The organism is Blautia sp. OM06-15AC (genome assembly GCF_003481425.1).
In the GTDB taxonomy this organism is placed as follows: Bacteria; Bacillota; Clostridia; order Lachnospirales; family Lachnospiraceae; genus Fusicatenibacter; species Fusicatenibacter saccharivorans.
In genome coordinates this window covers 26,115-49,081 of the sequence record NZ_QULD01000016.1, presented here as the reverse complement: position 1 = coordinate 49,081, position 22,967 = coordinate 26,115, and the positions used below count along the sequence as shown (strand labels likewise).

At 46.9% G+C, this 22,967-nt stretch carries 25 protein-coding genes, 2 pseudogenes and 1 riboswitch; of the genes and pseudogenes, 10 read left to right on the top strand and 17 right to left on the bottom strand.

Features of this window, described 5'->3' with window-relative positions; genetic code table 11:
- Positions 1 to 96: 96 nt before the first annotated feature.
- The 7 genes from DXB83_RS15500 to DXB83_RS15470 all read right to left on the bottom strand — a co-directional run bounded on the left by DXB83_RS15500 (position 97) and on the right by DXB83_RS15470 (position 5,172).
- Positions 97 to 282: a hypothetical protein gene (locus tag DXB83_RS15500; protein ID WP_009322363.1), complete on the bottom strand. Its 186-nt coding sequence runs from the start codon at positions 280 to 282 to the stop codon at positions 97 to 99.
- A 258-nt stretch (positions 283 to 540) separates the two neighbouring features.
- Positions 541 to 1,881 carry a virulence-associated E family protein gene (locus tag DXB83_RS15495; RefSeq protein ID WP_117804495.1) on the bottom strand — a complete coding sequence of 447 codons (1,341 nt, stop codon included), beginning with the start codon at positions 1,879 to 1,881 and terminating at the stop codon, positions 541 to 543.
- The gene (locus DXB83_RS15490) at positions 1,766 to 2,491 is read right to left on the bottom strand and encodes a CHC2 zinc finger domain-containing protein (protein WP_117804496.1); all 726 of its coding nucleotides are present in this window, start codon (positions 2,489 to 2,491) and stop codon (positions 1,766 to 1,768) included. Before DXB83_RS15490 ends, DXB83_RS15495 begins: the two co-directional genes overlap by 116 nt.
- A gap of 19 nt (positions 2,492 to 2,510) precedes the next feature.
- A complete protein-coding gene (mobQ, locus tag DXB83_RS15485; RefSeq protein WP_117804497.1) occupies positions 2,511 to 3,983 on the bottom strand; it encodes a MobQ family relaxase in 1,473 nt (490 codons plus the stop codon).
- A 2-nt stretch (positions 3,984 to 3,985) separates the two neighbouring features.
- Positions 3,986 to 4,291 (bottom strand): DUF3847 domain-containing protein, encoded by a 306-nt coding sequence (locus DXB83_RS15480; RefSeq protein ID WP_117804498.1) that lies wholly within the window; start codon positions 4,289 to 4,291, stop codon positions 3,986 to 3,988.
- A gap of 258 nt (positions 4,292 to 4,549) precedes the next feature.
- On the bottom strand, positions 4,550 to 4,792 hold the full coding sequence (locus DXB83_RS15475; protein WP_009322368.1) for a hypothetical protein: 243 nt from the start codon (positions 4,790 to 4,792) through the stop codon (positions 4,550 to 4,552).
- Between the two features lie 155 nt (positions 4,793 to 4,947).
- The gene (locus DXB83_RS15470; protein ID WP_009322369.1) at positions 4,948 to 5,172 is read right to left on the bottom strand and encodes a helix-turn-helix domain-containing protein; all 225 of its coding nucleotides are present in this window, start codon (positions 5,170 to 5,172) and stop codon (positions 4,948 to 4,950) included.
- A gap of 301 nt (positions 5,173 to 5,473) precedes the next feature.
- Between DXB83_RS15470 and DXB83_RS15465 the strand changes: the two genes are divergently transcribed.
- From DXB83_RS15465 to DXB83_RS15435, 8 genes are all read left to right on the top strand, one after another.
- Positions 5,474 to 6,523 (top strand): hypothetical protein, encoded by a 1,050-nt coding sequence (locus tag DXB83_RS15465; RefSeq protein WP_117804499.1) that lies wholly within the window; start codon positions 5,474 to 5,476, stop codon positions 6,521 to 6,523.
- Entirely contained in the window at positions 6,520 to 6,816 is a 297-nt protein-coding gene (locus tag DXB83_RS15460) for a helix-turn-helix domain-containing protein (RefSeq protein WP_226840934.1), read from the top strand. Before DXB83_RS15465 ends, DXB83_RS15460 begins: the two co-directional genes overlap by 4 nt.
- Positions 6,794 to 7,897: a DNA cytosine methyltransferase gene (locus DXB83_RS15455; protein WP_009322371.1), complete on the top strand. Its 1,104-nt coding sequence runs from the start codon at positions 6,794 to 6,796 to the stop codon at positions 7,895 to 7,897. The genes DXB83_RS15460 and DXB83_RS15455 overlap by 23 nt, the downstream gene beginning before the upstream one ends.
- Positions 7,890 to 8,825: a DUF4928 family protein gene (locus DXB83_RS15450; protein ID WP_009322372.1), complete on the top strand. Its 936-nt coding sequence runs from the start codon at positions 7,890 to 7,892 to the stop codon at positions 8,823 to 8,825. Before DXB83_RS15455 ends, DXB83_RS15450 begins: the two co-directional genes overlap by 8 nt.
- Positions 8,826 to 8,831: 6 nt before the next feature.
- On the top strand, positions 8,832 to 9,266 hold the full coding sequence (locus DXB83_RS15445; protein WP_083833743.1) for a very short patch repair endonuclease: 435 nt from the start codon (positions 8,832 to 8,834) through the stop codon (positions 9,264 to 9,266).
- Entirely contained in the window at positions 9,263 to 10,342 is a 1,080-nt protein-coding gene (locus DXB83_RS15440; protein WP_009322373.1) for a DNA cytosine methyltransferase, read from the top strand. The genes DXB83_RS15445 and DXB83_RS15440 overlap by 4 nt, the downstream gene beginning before the upstream one ends.
- Positions 10,317 to 10,829 (top strand): ATP-binding protein, encoded by a 513-nt coding sequence (locus tag DXB83_RS16980; protein ID WP_243108942.1) that lies wholly within the window; start codon positions 10,317 to 10,319, stop codon positions 10,827 to 10,829. Before DXB83_RS15440 ends, DXB83_RS16980 begins: the two co-directional genes overlap by 26 nt.
- A 110-nt stretch (positions 10,830 to 10,939) precedes the next feature.
- The gene (locus DXB83_RS15435) at positions 10,940 to 12,211 is read left to right on the top strand and encodes a hypothetical protein (protein WP_243108941.1); all 1,272 of its coding nucleotides are present in this window, start codon (positions 10,940 to 10,942) and stop codon (positions 12,209 to 12,211) included.
- Positions 12,212 to 12,313: 102 nt separating this feature from the next.
- On the opposite strand, the pseudogene DXB83_RS15430 reads toward DXB83_RS15435, so the two are convergent.
- Positions 12,314 to 12,430: pseudogene (locus DXB83_RS15430) on the bottom strand (helix-turn-helix transcriptional regulator); the annotation flags it as partial.
- A 147-nt stretch (positions 12,431 to 12,577) separates the two neighbouring features.
- Here DXB83_RS15430 and DXB83_RS15425 point away from each other — a divergent pair.
- Both DXB83_RS15425 and DXB83_RS17310 read left to right on the top strand, forming a co-directional pair.
- Complete coding sequence (locus DXB83_RS15425; protein WP_117804501.1) at positions 12,578 to 12,820, top strand: type II toxin-antitoxin system Phd/YefM family antitoxin; 243 nt, start codon at positions 12,578 to 12,580, stop codon at positions 12,818 to 12,820.
- Positions 12,817 to 12,960: pseudogene (locus DXB83_RS17310) on the top strand (type II toxin-antitoxin system death-on-curing family toxin); the annotation flags it as partial. The gene DXB83_RS15425 and the pseudogene DXB83_RS17310, both read left to right, overlap by 4 nt.
- A 46-nt stretch (positions 12,961 to 13,006) precedes the next feature.
- Here DXB83_RS17310 and rsmI read toward each other — a convergent pair.
- The 9 genes from rsmI to ptsP all read right to left on the bottom strand — a co-directional run bounded on the left by rsmI (position 13,007) and on the right by ptsP (position 22,954).
- Complete coding sequence (gene rsmI / locus DXB83_RS15415) at positions 13,007 to 13,867, bottom strand: 16S rRNA (cytidine(1402)-2'-O)-methyltransferase (protein WP_117804502.1); 861 nt, start codon at positions 13,865 to 13,867, stop codon at positions 13,007 to 13,009.
- 4 nt (positions 13,868 to 13,871) lie between these two features.
- Positions 13,872 to 14,555, bottom strand: a complete 684-nt coding sequence (locus DXB83_RS15410; RefSeq protein ID WP_055226320.1) for a tRNA1(Val) (adenine(37)-N6)-methyltransferase — start codon at positions 14,553 to 14,555, stop codon at positions 13,872 to 13,874.
- A 168-nt stretch (positions 14,556 to 14,723) separates the two neighbouring features.
- The gene (locus tag DXB83_RS15405; protein ID WP_055226011.1) at positions 14,724 to 15,626 is read right to left on the bottom strand and encodes a PSP1 domain-containing protein; all 903 of its coding nucleotides are present in this window, start codon (positions 15,624 to 15,626) and stop codon (positions 14,724 to 14,726) included.
- A 4-nt stretch (positions 15,627 to 15,630) separates the two neighbouring features.
- Positions 15,631 to 16,620: a DNA polymerase III subunit delta' gene (holB, locus tag DXB83_RS15400; protein ID WP_022461270.1), complete on the bottom strand. Its 990-nt coding sequence runs from the start codon at positions 16,618 to 16,620 to the stop codon at positions 15,631 to 15,633.
- Positions 16,621 to 16,674: 54 nt separating this feature from the next.
- The gene (locus DXB83_RS15395) at positions 16,675 to 17,271 is read right to left on the bottom strand and encodes a guanylate kinase (protein WP_055267250.1); all 597 of its coding nucleotides are present in this window, start codon (positions 17,269 to 17,271) and stop codon (positions 16,675 to 16,677) included.
- Positions 17,272 to 17,298: 27 nt separating this feature from the next.
- Entirely contained in the window at positions 17,299 to 17,988 is a 690-nt protein-coding gene (locus tag DXB83_RS15390; protein ID WP_117801792.1) for a response regulator transcription factor, read from the bottom strand.
- Entirely contained in the window at positions 17,985 to 19,478 is a 1,494-nt protein-coding gene (locus DXB83_RS15385) for a sensor histidine kinase (protein ID WP_117804562.1), read from the bottom strand. The genes DXB83_RS15390 and DXB83_RS15385 overlap by 4 nt, the downstream gene beginning before the upstream one ends.
- Before the next feature lie 198 nt (positions 19,479 to 19,676).
- Positions 19,677 to 20,864, bottom strand: a complete 1,188-nt coding sequence (gene metK, locus DXB83_RS15380; protein WP_055267252.1) for a methionine adenosyltransferase — start codon at positions 20,862 to 20,864, stop codon at positions 19,677 to 19,679.
- 126 nt (positions 20,865 to 20,990) lie between these two features.
- Positions 20,991 to 21,103: riboswitch (SAM riboswitch) on the bottom strand.
- Positions 21,104 to 21,325: 222 nt separating this feature from the next.
- Positions 21,326 to 22,954 (bottom strand): phosphoenolpyruvate--protein phosphotransferase, encoded by a 1,629-nt coding sequence (gene ptsP, locus DXB83_RS15375; RefSeq protein ID WP_118595207.1) that lies wholly within the window; start codon positions 22,952 to 22,954, stop codon positions 21,326 to 21,328.
- Positions 22,955 to 22,967: the final 13 nt, after the last annotated feature.

The window sequence follows — 22,967 nt, the reverse complement described above, 5'->3', positions numbered from 1 at the left end:
CCTCCTTAAAAAGAAACAACCCACGCTTATACAATACTCGCTGGTACAAGTATATCATAAGCGTGGGATGATTGACAGTCACAAATCTATCTTTTTTCAGGAAGCAGCGGCGGCGTGCTGGATTACATCTTCCAGCAGGCTGTTCAGCGGCTTCCCGTTCTCTGCAAAATGCTCCGATACCTTGATACGAATTTTCCCCATGACAAAATACTGGGTGCCGTCCGCAGCGGTAAGCATAGTGCCGCTGTTGTTGGTGTTATTTTCGCTCTTGGCTTTTACCATAGGCATTTACCTCCATAAATGAAATATGCCCGACAAGGCAATGTCAGGCTATGTGTGGCGTAGACTGCTCCAATGTCAACCAAACCGTGTCAACCGGCACAAAAGACTTTGAAAACAATCCTCAGGCGCTCTATTATTCTATTTTACTTTTTCTTTGATTTCTTGGTTGACATGGTTGACAAAGAGGAGAAGTGCCTGAAATATCAGACTTTTTCCTGTCAACTGAAACGTCAACCAAACTGTCAACCGGGGGCTTTTTCAGAATGGAAGCTCCATCTGCCGGGCTTCTTCCTCTGTGATTTCCCGAAAACCATCCTTGTCTGCTGGGGGCTGGTTGACACGCTCCCAGCCTTTTTGTGAACCGTACTTCTTATATCTCTTAGGGCTTTTGTAGGCTGTCCAGCCCTGTATGCTGCCGTTTGCAATGCCGGTATTCATAATCTCGCAGATTGCCCGTGTTTCCCACTCTGCCGGGGGATTGCAGTTTCCCAGCGCTTCCTCATAAATCTGCTTGGAACATACCCTGTCGCCGGTGTAGTCCTCCAAATAGGCGTAAATCATACCGGCCTGCGTGTCCTCCTGCATAAAACCCTGCTGGTGGGCTTTCAGGTAAGCGTTCATTTCCGCGCTGAATGACAGCTTATACTTCCCGCTGCGGTAGATTGTCATGGCTTCCGCCCACATTTGGCTGATATATGTCCTCGCCGCCGCTTCATCGTCCAGTATGTGAACCTCCGCCCGTTCCGGGTACACGGTCACGGGAATAAAGCGCCGGTTGCCGGTGCGGTCACGGGGAAGAAAGTCCTGCCGGTTGGTGGTTCCTCCAAACACGCATTGACGGAGCCGGTCTGCCGGATGGGTTTCATACGGCACTTTATAGGTTTCTTTCTGGCGGCTTAGAAACGACTTGATTTCCTCAATACTTCTGGCGTTGGCGGTGGCGATCATCTCCGACATCTCCATAATCCAATGCCCTTGCAGCTTCCGATACACGTTTTCATCGTCCAGCTTTTTCAAATCGTCTGAAAACCACTCGTCCTTAACTGCAAGCAGTCGGAAAAAGGTGGATTTTCCGGCTCCCTGACCGCCTACCAGACAGAGCATGACTTCAAACTTGCTCCCCGGCTGAAATACCCGCCGGATGGCTCCCATCATAAACAGTTTCAGGGCTTCAAAGGTGTACTCGTCCGTGTCTGCTCCCAGAAAGTGATGCAGAGCATAGCGGATGCGCTCGGTTCCGTCCCATTGCAGACTGTTCAGATAATCCCTGACAGGATGGTAGCGGTTTTCATTGGCTACGATCTGGATTGCATTTTCTACTTTCTTTTCGCTGGTCAGTCCGTAGTGTTCTTCCAGATACAAAAGCAAATATTTCATATCCATATCGGTCAGAGTGGCGCTGGTCCGTTCCCATCCCAGCGGCTTCACAATATCCACCCTTTCGGAAAGAATGTTGTAGCTGACTGCTCCACGCAGCAGCGGGTCACGCTGGAACACTGTCAGACAGTTCTTGATGCTGTTCTTCACGCCGCCTTTCTGCGTCCCCTCCAGCATTTCCCGGATTTCTTCCTGCGTCTGCGCCGGTTCCATTGCGTCCATCGTCCGCATAACTGCCTCCTGCGCTGCTGGCGGTAAGTTCTGAAATTCGCTGCTCAAGCCGCACCACCTCCTTTCCCTGTTCGGCAATCAGCGCCGCTTTTTCTTCCATTTCTCCAAACAACAAAATATCCAGCAGATATTCTACATAGCTGTTTTTTTGCAATGCTTCCACGAAAAGAGGATGCCAGGCGGCATCCTGTGGCTGTGGAGCATATTCGATTTTCCAGCGTTCCAATAGATGCAGATAGTCACATAGCACTTTGAAGCAATGCTGTTCCGCCTGCCGTAACCTCTGCTCCGGCGTAGGCTTGGGCGGCGTTCTCTTTGCTGCCGGTGTGCGGATGGCTCCGTCATAGGGGATTGAAAAATCCTCTGCCAGTCTGACCGCCGCATCCCGTTTTCCCAAACCATGCAGGGAAGCGGCAAAGTCGATCACATCCCCGGAAGCGCCGCAGCCGAAGCAATAGTAGCGGCTGTCCACTTTCATGCTGGGCGTTCTGTCATTGTGAAATGGACAGCAGGCCATGCCATTTCTCCCTACCCGTATTCCATAGTAAGAAGCAGCCTGCCGGGTAGTGACGGACTGCTTCACCGCTTCAAACACATTCAAATGCTTCCTCCCGTAAATGTCATAGTTCTATATCCTGTTTCTTTTTCGGCGCTTCCTGTTCTGGCTGCCGCCGCTGCAATACCCGGTCAACGCAGTACTGTACTCGGCGCATTTTCATTAAATCCTCCCGAAGCGGCTTATACTGCGGGGACAGCTTGGCATACTCCGCTTGCAGCCGGTCATATTCCTGTTTCCATGCGGCCAGGGTGATGGGCTTCCTGTCCAGCTTCTCTTTCAAAATCCGGCGGGCCGTATAAAACAGCCGCAGATCAGCGTCATGGGCGGTTTCAAATTTCTCCCGCTGTTTTTTCCACTTGATACCGTTCAGCTCGTCATACACCGGCTTCAGCCGCTTGTAGTTCTCGGCCTGCCGTATCAACTCCTGCAATTCTTTCATCCGGGCTGACTTCGCTTTCATAGTGTCGCTCAATGTGTCAAACTCTGTGCTGACAGCAGACAGGCGGGATTCCAACGCTTCCAGCGTCAGCAGCTTGTTTTCCATCAGGTAGTTGACCGCTTCCGCAAATTCTTTCAGGTTCTTGCCCTTAGCTTTCTGGCTCCATGCCCCGGCGTTTCTGTCCTGATAATAGGAGATCAGCAGGTCGGCAAGGCTCGGTGTCTTAGGCTTGGAAAGTTCCTCTTTGACTTCTGAAATCCAGCCGAACAGGGATTTAATTTTCTTTTTTATGTCCAGCATCAGCCGGTTAGTCGCCTTAATCCAGCGGTTCAGTTCGCCCTTGTCGGTACGGATGCCCTTTGCTTCCATCTGCCGGACAGTCGGCCCCTCATGGACGGTGGGGATCAAGTCAATCCCCTGCCGCACATAGGAGCGGTGGTCAATACGAACATCCAGCCCCTTTTTCGCAAACTTTTCATTGACCATCCGGCACCATGCTTCCCGCCATTCTTCCAGCGTTTCCGGGCTGCCCCAGTCGGTAGTGGGTACGGCGTTGAACATGGGCTTGCCGTTCCTATCCAGCACCCGGTTTCCCTCATCATCCAGCACATATTCCCGGCGCTGCTTCTGTCCCCATGTGCCGTCTGGATTGATGGGGCGCATGGTCGTCATCACATGGAAGTGCGGGTTGGGGATGCCTCCGTCCTCCTTGTCCGGGGCATGGACGGCAAAATCGGCAACCATTCCTTTGTCCACCAGACAGCGCTGCACAAACTCCCTCGCCAGCGCAATGTTTTCTTCCATCGAAAGTTCATTCTGCAAAGCAATATCAAAGCTGTAAGCAAGCTGCGCTTTCTTGTGTTTCTCTACTTGTTCCACCGTATTCCACAAGGTCGCCCGGTCCTGGTATTCCAGCGGGGCATGGGGCGGCAACAAAATTTCGGAACAGATCACGCCGCCCTTGCGGGTGTAGTCACTGTACTCGCCGTAGTAATCACTGTAAAGACACTCCCCGGCCCGGTAAGCTGCGGCGGCAATGGCGCTCTGTCCGGCGCTGCGTCTGATCTGGCTGACCGTTAAATGATAAAGCGCCATCGTCAGTTACCATCCTGCGGCTGGCTGTGATTTTCAACCGCAAGCCGTACCATGTTCTGAACCGGCTGCCATTCGGCAATGCGCTCCATCAGGGAATAAAATTCCTGCTCGGTCAGTATCTTCACTTCCGGCATGACGCTCTCAATCGCCGCCCCACGGGTAATCAGCCGATGGCTGCGCTGTTTGCGGGAACCGCTGTCCAGATAGGATTTTCGGTTTTCCAGTCGGCGCAACTTTCGTTTTTCCTGTTCCAGTTTGACGGTGTTTTCCTCGTACTCTCTCTGCAATTCTTCCAAAGATTTGCTCATGTTCTCACTCCTTTGCTCTGAAATAAAAATGACCGTATGGATAACGGTCAGGGTGTCGGTATTCGTCTATCAAACCCGATGAAAAGATGCAGACGCAAAGCGGGTGTATCTTTTCATCGGGTGCGCAGGGATAGCCGCTTTAGCGGCGCAAGGGGTGCAGCCCCTTGTACGGAACGAAGTGACGCAGGCCCCCGGATTGCTGATGCTGTCAGCGGTCAGGGGGCGGCTCCGCAGGACGCACGATACATGGTCGTCAGACTATGTATAGAAGTGCGCCCTTTGTTCCAAAGGGATTTCTGCCGTTTCCGGCTCTGCTCCGTTTTCCCTCTTTTTTTCCGCTCCTTTGCGGGAACGCTTGGAAAGATACTTCGGACATTCGATCACGACTGCCCGGAAGCTCTGCTTGCAGTCACGGCGGCATCTGCGGCATAGCTCGTTATAAGTGACACGGCTGCGGTCATTTAAGAAGAAAGACCACTCCAACCGGCGCTTCTTGCTCATTCTCGGCGTAATTGGCTCCTTTCCCCGTTTCTATCCGACATACGCAGATAGACGGTTTTGGTGTAGCGTTTCGGTGTCATTTTCAAGATTTTTCCCCTCTGTATGCGCCTTTGAAAAGGGCGGCAGTATTCCAGATAGGGAAAGATACCATGCGCTCATTTGTTGCCTTTCGGTACGGTTTCCGTACCCTTTTCCATCCAGTCAAAGAACGCCTTTTTACTGACCTTAATCAGCCTGCCGCTTCTGAACGCCGGAAAACCGGGGGTGTGAACCAGCTCATAGGCGCTCACTCTGGAAATTCCCATAATGCGCCGGATGTCCGCCACGTCCAGCACCAGCGGAAGATCATCATAATTTTTTAATCTCTTGTTATCGCTCATTTAGTTCCTCCCATATTAAAATCAATTCTCTTGCTTCCTGTTGCCGTTCTACCCAAAAGCCGTTATCCTGCCCCATTCCTGCGGCGTTTCCTTGCATTGGTGCGCCGGATGCGTCACTTCTCCTGCCGGTCATATCCCTTTTGGACGGTCATTTACTTGCCAAGGTACTACATGGAACGAAATTACCATGTGCAATTATCATAGCGACTTCTCCTTGACGAAACAATACTTTTACGATACTATGAGTGTAACTGATATAACAGAATTATAAAATTACCATAAGCAAAGGTAGGAAAATAGAATGGAAATGGAATTTGTGCGGCATGAGCCGTGTTATGACCGGATTTTGTTCGTCCTGACGCTGGACAGGAAGAAAATGAAAGAGCGGATTTTAATTGGGGAAGAATTACAGGTGCGCTTTCGATTACAGGGGGATATGGATGCGGATGTGCTGTGCGATACAACACGCCCGCTTGGAACGTTCCTTGCAGAGTTTGAACATGACCCTGACGGGGAATGGAACCGCTTTGGCCTGGCTCCGCTGAGGGATGCCCTGCACTCAAACCGCTGGAAGCAGCCAGCCTTAGAGCAGGCCGCAGGGGAATTTCTGAAAACAAAGTTTGATACCGGCGATCCGCTGCGGATGTATGCTGCGTTCCGTATCTGGAATGGCTATCTGCTGGCAAGGGAACCGGCGAAACGTGCGGAAGCCTGTGACCGCTTCATGGATAAAATGAGTCACTTTACCATGACCTTTCAGCAGAGAAGCCCGCTTCAATTTGACAGCGATAACGGTAGGCCGCAGCCGTTCCATATTTCCAGCCGGATATTCGGCTCCGTACCGGCAGCGGAAACACGGCTTGACCTTTGGTATCCGGACAACCGGCGTACGACAGAATGTGTCGCGGCCTATACCACGTTCTATCCGCTGATAACCTACTATCTGAACCGGCTGAATGATTGGGGGTTGTGCTTCCGAAAATGCAAAGTCTGTGGACATATCTTCCTCGCAAAAAGCCAGCGGTACGAACTGTGCAACGACAAATGCAGAAAGAAGCAGGCACTTCAAAACAAGAGGGAGTTTGACGAGAGGGCAAGAGAAAACAACTACGATTTGCTCTACAAAAACGAGTGCCAGAACTGGCGCAACAAGATCAACAAGGCAAAAAGGACAGCGGGCTTCCCGGCTGACCGGCTGGAAGAAATGCTGACCGCTTTTGAAGCGTTCAAGAAAGAAGCGTTGCAGAGAAAACGGGCTGTAAAAGAAAGAACAGCCAGCCCGAAAGAATTTACGGACTGGTTGTATCAGCAGAGTAGTATTATTGTAGAATTGGCCGAGAAATCCTCTTGAAATCCCTTGCTTTATTTCGCTCAAACGAATATAATTATATCAGTTTTCAAAATCCAAAATACAGGTTCGAGGTGCCGCAAGTGAATGGGTATATAACAGTTCAGGAAGCTGCTGAAAAATGGGGCGTAACGCCGCGTCAAGTTCAAATTCTTTGTAAAGAGAACAGAATTGTTGGCGCTATGCGTATGAGCCGCATTTGGATTATTCCTGAGAATGCTCAAAAACCGACCAATACCAAACGAACTTCAAATAAGACGGGAGGAAAAAAGTTTGCTGCAACGCACTCTGTATAAAAAACAAAATATCGACTTGTCCTCCGCGCCTTGGACAATGCATGAATTCTTTGCCGGAAGCGGTTTAGTCGCCTACGGCTTAAAAGGTATGTTTGCACCAATTTGGGCTAACGATATTAGCGAACAGAAAGCGGCTGTATATGAAGCTAATTTTGGTTGCGAACATTTTGAACTTGGCGACATAAAAGATGTGAATGGTAGGGATTTGCCTTTTGCTCATTTATCTTGGGCCAGTTTTCCATGCCAGGATTTGTCTTTGGCTGGTTCTTTAGGCGGTATTCACGCATCCAGAAGCGGATTGGTGTGGGAATGGCTACGTGTGTTGGATGAGATGGAAGAAAAGCCACGAATATTGACTTTAGAGAATGTAACCGGCTTGCTTTCCACAAATGGCGGCGATAATTATCGGGTTCTCCATATGGCACTTGTGGAGCGTGGTTACGACTGTGGAGCTATCGTTTTAAACGCTTCCCATTTTGTTCCGCAGTCAAGACCGAGGGTTTTTGTTATTGCTGTGCAACATGGATATGCAATCCCGGCGTATCTGACCGGAGATGCCCCTTGCTGGCTGCATAATAAAGCTGCCTCTGATTTGGGTCGGTCTTTACCCGGATGGATTTGGTGGCAAGCGGAGAAACCTCCGCGCCGCCACAGCACATTAAAAGATATTATTGAAGAAGAAACAAAATTTGATAAAGATACTGTCCTGCCGCTTGTTCCAGAACGGCACCAGATCAAGCTAAATGAGCATGACACGGTTTATGCTACGGGCTATCGCCGAACACGTCATGGAGAGCAGCAGCTAGAATTGCGCTTCGATGGTATTGCCGGTTGTTTACGAACGCCAGAAGGCGGAAGTAGCAAACAGTATTTAGTTGTGAAAAAAAATGATGAGATTCATGCTCGCCTATTGACTGTTCGTGAAGCCGCTCGATTGATGGGAGCGCCGGATAGTTTTATTCTCCCCGGTAGCTACAACGATGGTTATAAAGCGATGGGAGATGCTGTCGCAATGCCGGTAGCTCAATTCATAGGAGAAAATTTCCTAACAAAACTTGCGGAGGCCGTATACGATGATTAGTACAGAAGAAAGATTAAAAGCATTTCAAGAGGAAAATAATATCTATACGAAAGGGCCGCTGTCGCTAGTAGTTCAATTTACTCGACTTGTTCAGAACAAGGATTTTCCCTTAAATCCAGACGATTTTCAAACAAGCAGTAAAGGACAGGTTGCTGGACTTGGCGGCGGTAATCTCAAAAAAATATTAAAAGAGCATGGCATTACACAACAATTATCCGCAGAAGGCGGGCGCACCAGTCGCGGAAGTATGGGGTTAATGATAAAGTACGTTGATTTTCTCAACGCATGGAACGAAGAAGAAACTGTTGATTTTTCAATCGTGGAAGAATTTTGGGCGGAACAAGTTAGAGAATATTTCAGAAATCAGCCGTTTGTTTTGACCGCCGATACTTCCAAAACTATTGGAGCAAACTTAGACGAACTATTTGAACAGGCTAAGAAACGTCAGAAACAAAATCCGGGAACGCAGTATTTGGGAACGGTTTTGCAGCACTTAGTAGCCGCGAAATTATGTCTTATTATGCCTGAAAATGCATTTGAGATTCATGGCGCTTCTGTTGCGGACGCGCCAACTGAACGAAGCGGCGATTTTGTTATAAACAACACGATTATCCATTGTACAACAATGCCCGGCGCTTTGCTGATTGAAAAATGCAAGGCGAACTTGCGCGGCGGATGCCATCCTGTCATCATTACAATTTTTGAGCGTGTACATACAGCATTAAATCTTGCGGAAGATGCGGGCCTTGCCGGGCGCGTTGAGGTTTGGGATATTCAGCAATTCCTTTCGTCCAATGTATATGAACATAGCCTTTTTGATGAAAGCAAGAGAAATTCTACGCTTTCAGATATTATTGGTCGTTATAACGAAATTGTTCTTGAGGCTGAAACTGATCCGAGCCTTCGCATTGAGTTTGAGGCGAGATGATTTATCATGGCGGATATTTTTAATAATGAAAAACGCTCTGAAATCATGCGAAAAGTTAAATCAAAAAAGAACAAATCAACAGAACTGCGATTGATAGACATATTTAAACAGAATGGTATTACTGGATGGAAGCGCAATTATCCGGTCAAAGGACATCCCGATTTTGTGTTTCTAAAAGAAAAAGTTGCAGTATTCGTAGACGGTTGCTTTTGGCATGGTCATGATTGCCGAAATACACGCCCGGCAGAAAATAAGGAATACTGGCAAAAGAAATGCGAGCGTAATATGAAGCACGATAAAGATGTGACTGCCATGTTTGAGGCACGCGGATGGAAAGTTCTGCGTATTTGGGAATGCGAATTAAAAAAGAGAAACGAAACTATATTAGTCGAAAAAATTCAGTCAATATTGAGTCGTTCTTCTGAAAGGACACAACGATGACAATTAAAGCTGTTGATTTATTTTGCGGCGTAGGCGGGCTTACCTATGGTTTGCAAAAAGCGGGAATTCCAGTTGTAGCAGGAATTGATATTGATGATTCTTGCGAATACGCTTATACTCACAACAACAACTGCACATTTATTCATAAAAGCGTTGAAGATGTCACAGGAAAAGAAATACGCGCCCTTTTGCGAGGCGCTGACGTTAAAATACTCGTCGGATGTGCGCCATGTCAACCTTTTTCAAGCCATCAAAAAGATAAGCAAAACCGTTCTAAACATAAAGACTGGAAATTACTATACCAATTTGGGCGGTTGGTGGAAGAAACTCGTCCCCACATAGTATCAATGGAGAATGTGCCAGAATTAGAAAAAGAAAAAGTTTTTAAAGATTTTGTTTCCACGTTAGAAGGCTTGAATTATATTGTAAATTATCAAGTTGTAAATGTCGCAAATTATGGCGTACCGCAACGGAGAAAAAGGTTGATTTTGCTTGCGTCGCGTCGCAAAGAAATAAAACTTATTGATGCAACACATCAAAAACATCTGACAGTTAGAGACGCTATTGGTAGCTTACCGAGAATTTCCGCTGGAGAGGCAAATGAAAACGATAGGCTTCATATTTCGCCAGCACTCTCTCCTATCAATTTGGAACGAATACAACATTCCGTTCCCGGCGGTACATGGCGTGATTGGCCTGAACGTTTAGTATTAAACTGCCATAAAAAAGAAGGCGGAAAAACTTATGCATCAGTATATGGTAGAATGAAGTGGGATGATTTGTCTCCTACTATCACCACACAATTTATCGGTTATGGAACCGGACGTTTTGGACATCCAGAACAGGACAGGGCGATTACTTTACGGGAAGGCGCTATTTTACAGTCTTTTCCTCCTGATTATCAATTTTCGCCTAGCAATGTTGAAGTTCCGATAAGGAAAATAGCACGCCATATAGGAAATGCTGTTCCGCCTCGTTTGGGCGAAGTGATTGGAGAAAGTATAATTAGAAGTTTACCTAAAAAGAGACAAAAGAAAGCGACGATTGCAAATGAAAGAGAAAGAATACAAACTTAATATTGATCCCCGTATTTTGGAATTATTAGGTCCAAGCCTGTATACAAACATTTATTATGTGCTAGCTGAATTAATTGCTAATGCTTACGATGCAGATGCCCACAATGTATATATCATTGCTAACAAGGATGATATTACCGTTGAAGATGACGGCAAAGGAATGTCATATGCTGACGGCGATATCCAGAAATACCTTAATGTTGCCGCGGTTTCTAGAAATACCGATGCCGAATCTCTAACCCCTATGAAACGGAAGAAAATGGGGCGTAAAGGCGTAGGAAAACTAGCTGCCCTATCGGTTTCTGAGAACGTTCTTATAAAGACGATTTCAAATGGAGAAAAATCAGGGTTTGTATTATCTCGCCATATAAACGACAATAATTTACTTGTGCCGCTCACTGACGAGCAAATTTCTTTCGAAAGAGTATCTGGCAACGGTACTTCTGTCGTTATGCGAATCCGCAGTACAAACTTCATAGTACATTAAAGGCAATTAAACGCAATTTACTTAAGATATTCCCGTTAGTAAATGAGAAGTTTAAAATTCACCTAATTCGGGGAACGGAAGCGGAAACCATTGAGAACTTTGATAAGGAAATGATTTCAGAACTCTCTACTCTAATTACTTTAGGGGATGAATTTACATATCTTAATGATTTTTTCCAGACGCCATATGGAAATGAAATAGCAGAACTCCGCAAAAATAAACCTTTAGCAACAATGCCCATTAGTATGGATGACAAATCTGGTGTTGAACATACATATAACGTAGAAATCAAAGGATGGATAGGAACTTATACATCAACTCGCGGCAGAAAAGTAGAGTTAACGGATTTTCCTGATAATTTTATTTCTCTGTATGCCAACCAAAAAATGGGCGAATTTAATATACTTCCTGTTGTTGGACAAAATAAATTGAATGAAGTCTATGTCGTAGGTCAACTTCATGTTGATATTTTTGAACTGACGGAGTTACCCGATATGGCTCTAAGCAATCGTCAAGGATATAAAACGGATGATCCTCGCTATCAGGCGGTACTAGATTATGTTAGAAAAACTTTATTGCCTGATATCTTGAAAATGCGAGATTTGTTTGTGTCTTTGGGCAAAAAGAAAAAAGAAGAAAAAAAGCTAGAACAGCAACGTCAAAACGAAGCTTCATTTAAAAAGTCGGTAGATACTTTCAGAAAAAACACCGCTAAGAAAGCAGCTCAAAAAATTTCTTCTCGTTTAGGTATTAGTACAGAGCAAGCTGATGAAGTAGAGGCAATACTTTCTGATGAAATAAACACCAACAGTCCGGATATGGGGATTAAAAGCATTATTGATTCTCAAAAGAAGAAATTGCTAATTAGTCAGACATATCGAGACAAGGATTTGGCGGATATTATTTACAATATGTTGGTATTTAACAACGTACCGCCCGAAGATATAATTTATACAAACTGTGATGATGAAGTATCACGCATCCCAGAAGGCGACGTAGGAAAAAGTGGGATATACGACTATTTGCGAGATTTCTTTGTTGATAGTTATTCTACGCAAAAGATTTATGTTATTTTCGTTACAAGTCATAATACGAAAAGTTCATGGGGTGCATTGATGGAAGTTGGCGCAGCATGGATAACTCAAGTTGAGCATAAAATATTTAACATTTACGATTTTCGCCCCGAACATCCTTTAGACGATGAACAGCAATGGCATTCAAGTTCTAGAGATGATGACGGTAATCTTTATATGTCAAAATTGAGCGTAGACATTTTTGCTCAAAAAATCGAATATATATGCGATAAATTGGGCTATAAAAAAAGAACCCGTCAGGAAAACAAGGATCATTTGTCAACATTGGTAAAGGTTACACCTCGTTAAATATGAAAGCACGCCCCAATTTTACTAATCAGTAATTTGGGCGTGCTTTTAATATTATATAAGCGTGGCGTTGTTATGTCTGATGCGGTATCTTTAACTATGGGAAACTCCTTTCTCCCATTTCGAAATCGTCTGCCGTACCACATGCAGCTGCTCCGCCAGCGTTTCCTGGGAATATCCTTTTTTCTTTCGCAGTATTTTGATGTTATCACTCAGCATAACTGTGTCCTCCGCGTATTTGATGGGCCTATCATACGACAAAAACTGGCGTTGCGGCAAGCAACAAAAAATAACACGGCAAATTAGGTTGTATTTATCCTAAGATTTATATATACTATAGAAAAAAGTCTTAAGGAGGTACCCAAAATGACTATCGACACAAAAACTTTAATTTCCATTTCCGAAGCAAACCAGAATTTTTCCAAAGTCGCCCGCCTGGTAGACGAATACGGTTCTGCTGTGATTCTGAAAAATAACATTCCAAGATATCTTGTCATCGACTTCAGCAAAGCCGAGCAGGAAACCACTGCATCCGAAGAGGATGTGTTAAACATCTCAAAACGCCTGATGGAACAAAACAAAGAAGCATACGAGGTACTTGCTAAATGAAAAGACTGAGTAAAAAGCAAATTCTCATGCTGCATACTCAGTTGATTCAGCAAACTGGCGGAAGCGACGGAGTCAGAGATTACAATCTGCTGGACTCCGCTCTCGAAACGCCTTTCCAGTCCTTCGGCGGAGAAGACTTGTACCCCACCCTGCAGGCAAAAGCCGCAAGACTGGGCTATGGCCTGATCAAAAATCATTGTATGATTCTTTCCCCAGCAGATACTGATAAATATCCCTCTTCGTCACCCCGCGATCCTTCGCCACGAGTTTCATCGCTTCTTTTCTTGCAATCCCCTGATCTTCATACCGTTTCATATGATCTTCAATCGAAATCTCCTCAAACGCTGCCTTCGCCTCGTCCTCGATTTCTTTCTGGCTTCGGCCTTCAATCACAAGCACGCATTCCCCTTTCGGATCTTCCTGTTCGTAGCGAGTGATGGCATCTTCAATCGTGGTCTGCCATGCCGTCTCGTGTTTCTTGGTCAGTTCCCGGCAGAGTGTCAGCCGCCGGTTGCCAAGCGTCTCCAGCAGCTCCCGCAGCGTTTTCAGCAGATGATGCGGCGCCTCGTATACGATCATCGTCCGCGTCTCGTTTTTCAGCCGTTCCAGCGCCAGTTTATGTTCTTTTTTATCCGGCGGAAGAAATGCTTCGAAGACAAATCTTCTCGTCGAAAGTCCCGACAGTGTCAGTGCCGTCACACACGCGCATGCGCCCGGCAGGCTTGTCACTTCGATGCCTGCCTCGTACGCCATCTTCACCAGCTCCTCACCCGGATCAGAAATTCCCGGTGTTCCGGCATCCGTGATCAGCGCGATATTTGTTCCCGCCAGCAGCTTCTGCACCAGCTCGCGGCCCTTGTCGTATTTGTTGTATTCATGGTAACTCGTCATCGGCGTATGAATCTCAAAATGGTTCAGCAGCTTAATGCTGTTTCTCGTATCCTCCGCCGCGATCAGATCGACCTCCTGCAGAATGCGGATTGCACGGAAGGTCATGTCCTCCAGATTTCCAATTGGTGTTGCACACAAATATAATTTTCCTGCCATGTTCTTATCTCCCGTCTCCATATAATTCCCGGATGTCCTTTGTATACACGCCCGGCGTCTCATACACAATCAGCGGTTTCTCCACGGTAATTCTCGGATTCCCGCCTTTCATCGCCTCGATCAGCACCATGTTCGGCTCCTTGTCCACAAACGGATAAACGAGCTGCATCCTTTTTGGTTCCAGATGATATTTTTTCAGCGTCGAAAAAATCTCCGCCAGCCGGAACGGCCGGTGCACCAGATAGAACCGTCCTTTCGTCTTTAAAACCGCCGATGCCTCTTTCGCAATATCATCAAACGAGCACAGCACCTCATGCCGCGCAATCGTCTTCGCCTCAAGCGCATTCGTCAGCCCGTGCTGCCCCGTCATGTACGGCGGATTGCACGTTACCACATCAAACACTTCTTTTCCAAACTGCTGCGATGCCGTCTTCACATCTCCCTGGAAAATCTCAACATCATTTTCCAGATGATTGTACCGCACACTCCGCTGTGCCATCTCGGCACTGTACTCCTGAATTTCCAGCCCGGAAAAATGCTCTCCGTTTGTCTTCGCCTTCAGCAGAATCGGCACAATTCCCGATCCCGTGCAGAAATCCATCGCCCGCTCCCCGCGCTTCACCTTCGCGTAGGATGCCAGCAGCACCGCGTCAATGCCATAGCAGAAAAGGGATGGATTTTGTATCATCCAGTAACCGTTCTGCAGATCATCGAGCCGCTCACCCGGCTTCAAAAATTCTTCTTTTCTATCCAATGAAAATCCCTCCTCCTGCTGACTGCCCAGCGCCGCATCACACAAAAAGAAGCGTCAGTTTTACCCGGCGCTTACTTTTTCAAAATGCATTCCAAATCAATCTTATTCCGGCTGTTTTGCCTCTTCCGAAGAAGCCTGCTCCCCGGAGCTGTTTCTGTCTTTTTTCTTCTCTTTGCCTTTTTCCTTCTTATGCTTCGGCTTGAACTTGAGCTCTTCCACCGGGCACTCCCGCATTTCCTTCTCATCGTTCACATCCACCAGCACTTTTACGAGCTGACGAAGCACATTCACACCGGAAACCTCACCTTTCATGCCGTCCGGCAGCGTTACGATATCGCCGACACCCGGCAGCTTGCGGTTCAGGTATTCATAGGTTTCCTGCTCGTTTTTCAGGCAACACATCAGTCGTCCGCAGACACCCGAAATCTTCGTCGGGTTCAGGGACAGGTTCTGCTCTTTTGCCATCTTGATCGAAACCGGTGCAAACTCGGACAGATACGTATGGCAGCAAAGCGGTCTGCCGCAGATGCCGATTCCGCCGAGGATCTTTGTCTCATCGCGGACACCGATCTGGCGAAGCTCGATTCTCGTCTTAAAGACAGCCGCCAGATCCTTTACCAGCTCACGGAAATCAATTCTTCCGTCGGCGGTAAAGTAAAACAGCATCTTGTTATTGTCAAACGTATACTCTGCATCAATCAGCTTCATCTCCAGGTTGTGCGCCCGGATCTTCTTCTGGCAGATTTCAAACGCTTCTTTTTCTTTCTTGCGGTTGCTCTCCTCCCGCGCATCATCCTTCGGCGTTGCAATGCGGATGACTTCTTTCAACGGCTGGATCACCTTGGAATCGTCAACTTCTTTTGGCCCCAGCACAACGAAACCATACTCTACGCCGCGCGCCGTCTCAACGATAACGTGGTCGCCCACGCAGATGTCCAGCTCTCTCGGCGAGAAATAATATACTTTTCCTACGTTTCGAAAACGTACTCCTATAATTGTTATCATGCTATCAGTTTTCCTTCATTGTCAGGAACATAAGCTCCATGGTTAAATCAAAATTAACATTCGCGTTCAGGCGGGCTCTCGCCTTCTGAATCGCCTCTATAATCTTCTCCAGGCCTTCGTATGAGCTCTTATTTGCTCTCTCACGGATTCCATTCAGCTCCTGCTTGAACACAAGGGAATCGACCTCTTTTGTCGCCTTAAAGAGCAGAACATCGCGGAACCATAAAGAAAAGATATCGAAATAATCATCAATATTGTCTTTTTCGGCCGTCAGTTTTTTGATCGTCTCCACGATTTCATACAGCGGCATACTGTCGGCGTACTTTGCCATGCGGAGTGCACTTTCCAGCGTCTCCTCGTATTCCGGAGAACGGGCAATCCGCTCTGCTTTTCCGATATTTCCCTGCGCCAGGGACGCATCAACCTCTGCCTGGTAATCCGGCACATGCATTTCGTTCATCAGATAATCTTTCACAAGCTGGTCTCCCACTGGTTTTAAATTTAACTGCACGCAGCGTGACGAAATCGTCGGAAGCAGCGCATCCGGGTTGTCTGCCAGAAGCATGACAACTGCGTAGGCCGGCGGCTCCTCGATCGTCTTCAGCAGCGCGTTCTGCGCCTGAAGTGTCAGCTTCTGCGCCTCGTCGATGATATAAATCTTGTACGGACTGCTGTACGGCTTGATCATCACATCGTTAATGAGCTGCTCGCGGATTTCATCGATGCTGATGGTGTTCGGCTTTTCATGCTTCACATAAATGATATCCGGATGATTCTGGCTCTGTGCCTTTTTACAGGACGGGCATTCCATACAGGGCTCGACCCCGTGCTTCTCGCACTGAAGCGTCATCGCAAACAGTGAAGCCATCATTTTCTTTCCCGATCCACTCTCTCCGCCAAAAAGATAAGCATGAGATACTTTATTCATCGAAATGGCATTCTGTAAATGCGTTATGATTTCCTGATGTCCTACAACCTTCTGAAAACCCTGCATAAAATCACCCCCTGGAGTTCTTTTGTATTTCTTACTAATACTGCATTAAGTATATCACAACTTTTTCTGTTGTTCCACAAAATTCTGAATTTCGGAAAAACAGTCTTCCGGCGTAGAATTATTGGAAAATCTGCGGACAATTCCAGCTTCCGCAATTTTCTCCTCCGTAAAATCCTCACAGTCCGCCAGGAATCTCCGGCACATCTCCGCGTATTTCGGCTCTGTCTGTTTTCTTTCCCGTTCCAGTGCCCGCGAAAGCCGCAGCCCGTCGTCCACCTCGACATACAGCGGAACCATCGCCTGCTCCCCGAAGTATGCCTTTAATTTCAGATACGATTCCAGTGTCCCGATTCCGAGATAATCATGCTTCGCAAGATCAATCTGCCCGTCATCCGCCGTAAAATAATACCACGGCCCCTGCACCGTCGAATACATGCGCTCCTCGATAATCTTTCCGGCCTCCCGCAGTTCCGAAAGCCGTTTTTCATCCACAAAGAAATACTCTCTTCCGTCCTGCTCCCCGCTCCGGATCGGCCGTGTTGTATACAGGACAAACGGTTTTAAATCCAGCGCCGTCTCCTGGATCAGATTCTCATAAATATGATCTTTCCCTGACGCACTTTTTCCCATCAGATAGTAAATTTTTCCCATTTTATCTCTCCCCGAAACACAGATTCTTTATGCCTTAAACCGATATCCAACGCCCCAGATCGTCTCGATATACTGCGGCTTTGCCGTATTAAACTCAATCTTTTCACGGATCTTCTTGATATGCACCGTAACCGTCGCAATATCTCCGATCGACTCCATATCCCAGATCTCCCGGAACAGCTCCTCTTTTGTAAAGACGCGGTTCGGATTCTCCGCAAGGAAGGTCAGCAAATCGAATTCTTTTGTCGTAAACTGCTTCTCCTCGCCATTCACCCACACGCGGCGTGCCGTCTTGTCAATCTTGATGCCGCGGATCTCCACGATATCATTTTCCTTCTTGCCGCTTCCGACCAGACGTTCGTACCGTGCCAGATGTGCTTTCACGCGCGCAACCAGCTCACTTGGGGAAAACGGCTTTGTCATATAGTCATCCGCACCAAGGCCCAGTCCGCGGATTTTATCAATATCATCCTTCTTTGCAGAAACCATGATAATCGGAATATCCTTCTTTTCACGCACTTCGCGGCAGATCTCAAAGCCATCCACCTCCGGCAGCATCAGATCCAGGATCAGCAGATCAAAATCCTCCTTGATCGCCCGTACAAGACCGGTGTCTCCCTGGTTTTCAATCTCCACCTCAAAGCCCGAAAGCTCCAGATAATCTTTCTCCAGATCTGCAATGGATTCCTCATCCTCAACAATCAGTATTTTACTCATGAAACAGGTACCTCCTGATATTTTCTTAATACAAAGTACATCGTGGTGCCCACCCCTTCTTTGCTGGTGGCCCACACTTTTCCGCCGTGGTCTTCGAGAATTTTCTTCACAATCGAAAGGCCAATTCCGCTGCCGCCCCTCGTGCTGTTGCGGGACGCATCGGTGCGATAAAAGCGATCGAAAATCTTCGTCAGATCCTTCGTCGCAATTCCCTTTCCGTTATCCTCAATCTCCACCTGCACAAAATCTCCGACATCGCGCAGACGGATGTTGATGACCTTATGGCTCTTGTCCATATATTTGATGGAATTGCTTACAATATTATTGATGACACGCTTGATCTGCTCCGCATCCGCAATGACGACCGGGTCGTCCTCGAGGTAATTAAAGTATGTCAGATCCACATGCTGCGCGTCAAGTTCCAGATTCAGCTCCTCCACGCAGTCATCAAAGTAATCTGCGATGTGGATTTTTGAAAACGTATACGGAATACGGTTCGTGTCAATCTTGGAATAAAACGTCAGCTCATTAATCAGACGATCCATCTCATTTGCCTTATTGTAAATCGTGCGGATGTAACGGTCCATCTTCTCCGGCGTATTCGCCACACCGTCCATGATGCCCTCCACATATCCTTTGACCGCGGTAATCGGCGTTTTCAGGTCATGCGAAATGTTGCTGATCAGCTCTTTATTCTCTTTGTCGAACTCAACCTTTTCCTCCGCCGTCTCTTTCAGCCGGATGCGCATCTCCTCGAAGTCCTCGCAGAGATCATTGATCTCTGCCACACCACACGGCTCCACGGTAAAGTCAAGATTTCCGTCTTTGATGTTCTGCGTCGCCTTCTTCAGCTGTCCGAGCGGGCCGATCACACCGCGGTAAATCCAAAGGCTCAGGCCAAGGCTGGTGAACACCAGAATCAGAACCGTCACAACAGCAAGTTCTCTTGCCATACCCGTAATCTGCGGCGCAATCTGATCTGTCTTGGTTACGATAAACGCACTGCATTCTTTTCCGTCCACGTTCTCATAGTCCACCTGTTTGACCATCCACTGTTTTTCATTTCGGAAATAAACACCGCCTTGGGAATTGGCGCCTGGATCGCCGTATTTCGGCAGCTCATTTTCCAGTTCCTCCGACGACAGCTCTGCCGATCCGTTGTAAATGATGGTTCCGTTTTCACACACCGCAATAAACGACTGTTTTTTCTTCAGTCTCGCATTCAGAATGGCGAGATAATCCGTTTCTTCCAGCATCGAGGTATCCGATTTTGCGGTCTTCTCCACCTCGTCGTACTCTTCTGCTGTCATCGCATTCAAAAGCAGCGTATTGTTCGAAATGGTTCGATACGTTGCGTTTGCGAGACCATATTTTTCACCAATGCTCTTCGTCTTATACCCTACAAAAAAGTAAAACGTTAAGGCGCACATCACAATCGGAACCAGTATGATGATGAAAAAAGAAATGATGACTCTCGTCCGTAATTTCATGCTTTTTTTCTTTTTTTCCATATAAAATTCACCTGTTTTCCAACACATATTTCGTATTTTCCGCGCCCGCAGGACAGAAAAAAATCCTCAGTACGCAGTCTAAATTTATTATAGCACAACGCCTGAGGATTTTTCATTAACTTAGATGAATCTTTCTAAACTTTCTATAAACACAAGGTTCGTACGAACAACCGTGTTTTAAAGGTATTTTTTCAGGTCTTCTACCTTGTCCAGTTTCTCCCACGGCAGATCCAGATCGTTTCTTCCGAAGTGGCCGTAAGCGGAAGTCTGTTTGTAGATCGGACGGCGCAGATCCAGCATTTTGATGATTCCAGCCGGGCGAAGATCAAAGTTCTCGCGAACGATATCGGTCAGTTTGTTGTCGGACAGTTTTCCTGTGCCGTAGCTGTCGATCATGATAGAGGTCGGATGAGCGACACCGATTGCGTAGGAAAGCTGAACCTCGCATTTATCAGCAAGACCTGCTGCTACGATGTTCTTTGCTACGTAACGTGCTGCATAAGCTGCAGAACGGTCTACTTTTGTGCAGTCTTTTCCAGAGAAAGCTCCGCCGCCGTGACGAGCGTATCCGCCGTAGGTGTCTACGATGATCTTACGGCCGGTCAGACCGGAATCTCCGTGAGGTCCGCCGATTACGAAACGGCCGGTCGGGTTGATGAAGAACTTGGTGTGCTCATCTACCATGTCTGCCGGAATGATTTCGTCGAATACGTATTTTTTGATATCCTCATGAATCTGCTCCTGGGATACTTCCGGATCATGCTGAGTGGAAAGAACAACCGCATCAAGACGGAACGGTTTGCCGTTCTCATCGTACTCTACGGTTACCTGTGTTTTTCCATCCGGACGCAGGTATGTTAAAGTACCGTCTTTGCGGACTTTGGTCAGCTGGCGAGCCAGTTTGTGTGCCATGTAGATCGGGTATGGCATGTACTCTTCGGTCTCGTTGGTTGCGAATCCGAACATCATTCCCTGATCTCCTGCTCCAATGGCATCGATCTCCTCATCGCTCATATTGTTCTCTTTTGCTTCGAGCGCTTTGTCTACACCCATAGCGATATCGGTGGACTGTTTGTCAATTGCAGTTACAACAGCGCAGGTATCTGCGTCAAATCCGTATTTTGCACGGTCGTAGCCGATTTCGCGAACGGTATCACGTACAACCTGCTGGAAATCAATGTGTGCGTTGGATGTAATCTCACCCATTACCATAACGTATCCTGTTGTAGTACAGGTTTCGCAAGCTACGCGGCTCATCGGATCCTGCTCAAGCAGCGCATCCAGAATCGCATCAGAAATGGCATCACAGATTTTGTCCGGATGTCCTTCGGTTACAGACTCAGAAGTAAACAGTCTTTTTTCCATTCTTTTTCTCCTTTTTTTCTTCTCTTCTCTTTTGCTTTTCGTTCGTGGGCTTTGGCTTTCCCTGAACATTTTTTCGTAAAAAAAGATCCGCAATTTTTAGCGGACCTGAATAGTAATGTTCAAATCCCCTTATTGTTCGAAAATTTCGCTCAGGCTGGCACCTTCCCGTACAGACCATTCTGTCTGGGGGTTGCCGTGGTTTCACAGATCCTATGTATCTCCACCACTCTGAATAAGAGAAAAGCAACTGAATTTTTGATTTTGTTTTTTGCTACTCTGATACACTATCGCAAAATACGCCATTCGTCAAGAGGAAATAAAAGGATTTGAGACATTTTCTTACTGTTGTCCCAAACATCCTTTCTTTTTTTCTGATTTTTCGGCTGTATCTTCTGTTATTTGTGAACAGATAAGAAAACTCTCCAAAACAGAGAGTTTTCTTATCTGCTGTATCGTTTTTTCTACTCTTCTGCTTTCATCTCGCGGACAACCTTCCGCAGCTTCAGAATCATGGACGGAGCAACAGAAAGCTCATCCACTCCCATTCGTACAAACTGCTCCGTCAATGTCAGGTCTGCACCGAGCTCCCCGCAGATTCCTGCCCATTTTCCGCATTTGTGTGCATTTTCCACCACCATGCGAATCATCCGAAGAACTGCTTCATGGTGTGGGTTGTAAAAATCATCCAGCTGCTCATTCTGACGGTCAATCGCCAGGGTATACTGAGTCAGGTCATTCGTTCCGATGCTGAAGAAATCCACCATTTCCGCCAGACGGTCGCTGATCATCACGGCAGCCGGTGTCTCGATCATAATGCCCTGCTCCGGAATTTTATACTGCACTTCCTGTTTTTTCAGCTCTTCCTCTACTTCTGCAACAATTGCGTAGATTTTTTCTACCTCTTCTGTTGATGTGATCATCGGATACATGACAGAAAGGTTTCCGTAAACGGCTGCGCGGAACAATGCGCGAAGCTGCGCTTTAAAAATTTCCGGCTGTTTCAGACAAATCCGGATTGCACGGTACCCAAGCGCCGGATTTTCTTCTTTTCCAAGATTAAAGTATTCTACCTGCTTATCTGCCCCGATATCCAGCGTACGGATAATCACTTTTTTGCCTGCCATGGTCTGCACGGCCTGTTTATATGCCTGAAACTGTTCTTCCTCCGTTGGGAAATCATTTCTTCCAAGATAGAGAAATTCACTTCGGAAAAGTCCGATTCCGCCGGCATCATTTTCCATCACATAGCCAAGGTCACCAACACTGCCGATATTTGCATAGATGTTGATCTTACGGCCATCCGGCGTAATATTTTCTTTTCCTTTCAGCTCCTCAAGAAGCTTCTGTTTTTCTGCTTCTTCCTGCATTCTTTTTTCGGTTTCCTTCCGCACATCCTCCTCCGGCTCAAAGATAACCTGACCTGAAAAACCGTCTACAACGGCCGTCATGCCTGTTTTCAGACCGTTTAAATCCATCGGGACGCCGATTAATGCCGGAATATTCATCATTCGCGCAAGAATCGCAGTATGAGAATTGGTAGATCCATGCACAGTCACAAACGCAAGTATTTTTTCTTTGTCCATCTGTACAGTTTCACTCGGACTTAAATCGTCTGCCACTATAACAGATGGTTCCATAGAACTCAGGTCGTTATCTCCCTCACCGCTTAAATTGCGGACCAGACGTTCGGAAATATCTTTTACATCTGCGGAACGTGCCTTCATATATTCATCATCCATAGCTGCAAACATCTCTGCAAAATTATCGCCGGTTGCTGCTGCTGCATATTCTGCATTTACCAGCTCTGTCCGGATCATGTTCTCCATTGATTCCAGATAGTCCTCATCCTCCAGCATCATCTGATGGACTTCAAAGATCGCCGCACTTGCCTCTCCAACTTCCCGGACTGCCTTGTCATACAGTCTGCCAAGCTGTTTTTTCGAAACCTCCACGGCTTCTTCCACACGCTTCACTTCTGCTTCCGGATCTTCAATCCGGGCTCTTTTAACCTGGTAATCATTTTTCTTCAGAACCGCAACCGGTCCCATAACAATTCCTTTATATACGGATTTCCCCTGAAAACACTGCATTTTTTATCCTCCG

Bases quoted from the DNA above. Each gene is read 5' to 3' on its own strand.
- DXB83_RS15500 (WP_009322363.1), bottom strand. From the start codon at position 282: ATGGTAAAAGCCAAGAGCGAAAATAACACCAACAACAGCGGCACTATG.
- DXB83_RS15495 (WP_117804495.1), bottom strand. From the start codon at position 1,881: ATGGACGCAATGGAACCGGCGCAGACGCAGGAAGAAATCCGGGAAATG.
- mobQ (WP_117804497.1), bottom strand. From the start codon at position 3,983: ATGGCGCTTTATCATTTAACGGTCAGCCAGATCAGACGCAGCGCCGGA.
- DXB83_RS15480 (WP_117804498.1), bottom strand. From the start codon at position 4,291: ATGAGCAAATCTTTGGAAGAATTGCAGAGAGAGTACGAGGAAAACACC.
- DXB83_RS15475 (WP_009322368.1), bottom strand. From the start codon at position 4,792: ATGAGCAAGAAGCGCCGGTTGGAGTGGTCTTTCTTCTTAAATGACCGC.
- DXB83_RS15470 (WP_009322369.1), bottom strand. From the start codon at position 5,172: ATGAGCGATAACAAGAGATTAAAAAATTATGATGATCTTCCGCTGGTG.
- DXB83_RS15465 (WP_117804499.1), top strand. From the start codon at position 5,474: ATGGAAATGGAATTTGTGCGGCATGAGCCGTGTTATGACCGGATTTTG.
- DXB83_RS15450 (WP_009322372.1), top strand. From the start codon at position 7,890: ATGATTAGTACAGAAGAAAGATTAAAAGCATTTCAAGAGGAAAATAAT.
- DXB83_RS15445 (WP_083833743.1), top strand. From the start codon at position 8,832: ATGGCGGATATTTTTAATAATGAAAAACGCTCTGAAATCATGCGAAAA.
- DXB83_RS15440 (WP_009322373.1), top strand. From the start codon at position 9,263: ATGACAATTAAAGCTGTTGATTTATTTTGCGGCGTAGGCGGGCTTACC.
- DXB83_RS16980 (WP_243108942.1), top strand. From the start codon at position 10,317: ATGAAAGAGAAAGAATACAAACTTAATATTGATCCCCGTATTTTGGAA.
- DXB83_RS15435 (WP_243108941.1), top strand. From the start codon at position 10,940: ATGATTTCAGAACTCTCTACTCTAATTACTTTAGGGGATGAATTTACA.
- DXB83_RS15425 (WP_117804501.1), top strand. From the start codon at position 12,578: ATGACTATCGACACAAAAACTTTAATTTCCATTTCCGAAGCAAACCAG.
- rsmI (WP_117804502.1), bottom strand. From the start codon at position 13,867: ATGGCAGGAAAATTATATTTGTGTGCAACACCAATTGGAAATCTGGAG.
- DXB83_RS15410 (WP_055226320.1), bottom strand. From the start codon at position 14,555: ATGATACAAAATCCATCCCTTTTCTGCTATGGCATTGACGCGGTGCTG.
- DXB83_RS15405 (WP_055226011.1), bottom strand. From the start codon at position 15,626: ATGATAACAATTATAGGAGTACGTTTTCGAAACGTAGGAAAAGTATAT.
- holB (WP_022461270.1), bottom strand. From the start codon at position 16,620: ATGCAGGGTTTTCAGAAGGTTGTAGGACATCAGGAAATCATAACGCAT.
- DXB83_RS15395 (WP_055267250.1), bottom strand. From the start codon at position 17,271: ATGGGAAAAATTTACTATCTGATGGGAAAAAGTGCGTCAGGGAAAGAT.
- DXB83_RS15390 (WP_117801792.1), bottom strand. From the start codon at position 17,988: ATGAGTAAAATACTGATTGTTGAGGATGAGGAATCCATTGCAGATCTG.
- DXB83_RS15385 (WP_117804562.1), bottom strand. From the start codon at position 19,478: ATGAAATTACGGACGAGAGTCATCATTTCTTTTTTCATCATCATACTG.
- metK (WP_055267252.1), bottom strand. From the start codon at position 20,864: ATGGAAAAAAGACTGTTTACTTCTGAGTCTGTAACCGAAGGACATCCG.
- ptsP (WP_118595207.1), bottom strand. From the start codon at position 22,954: ATGCAGTGTTTTCAGGGGAAATCCGTATATAAAGGAATTGTTATGGGA.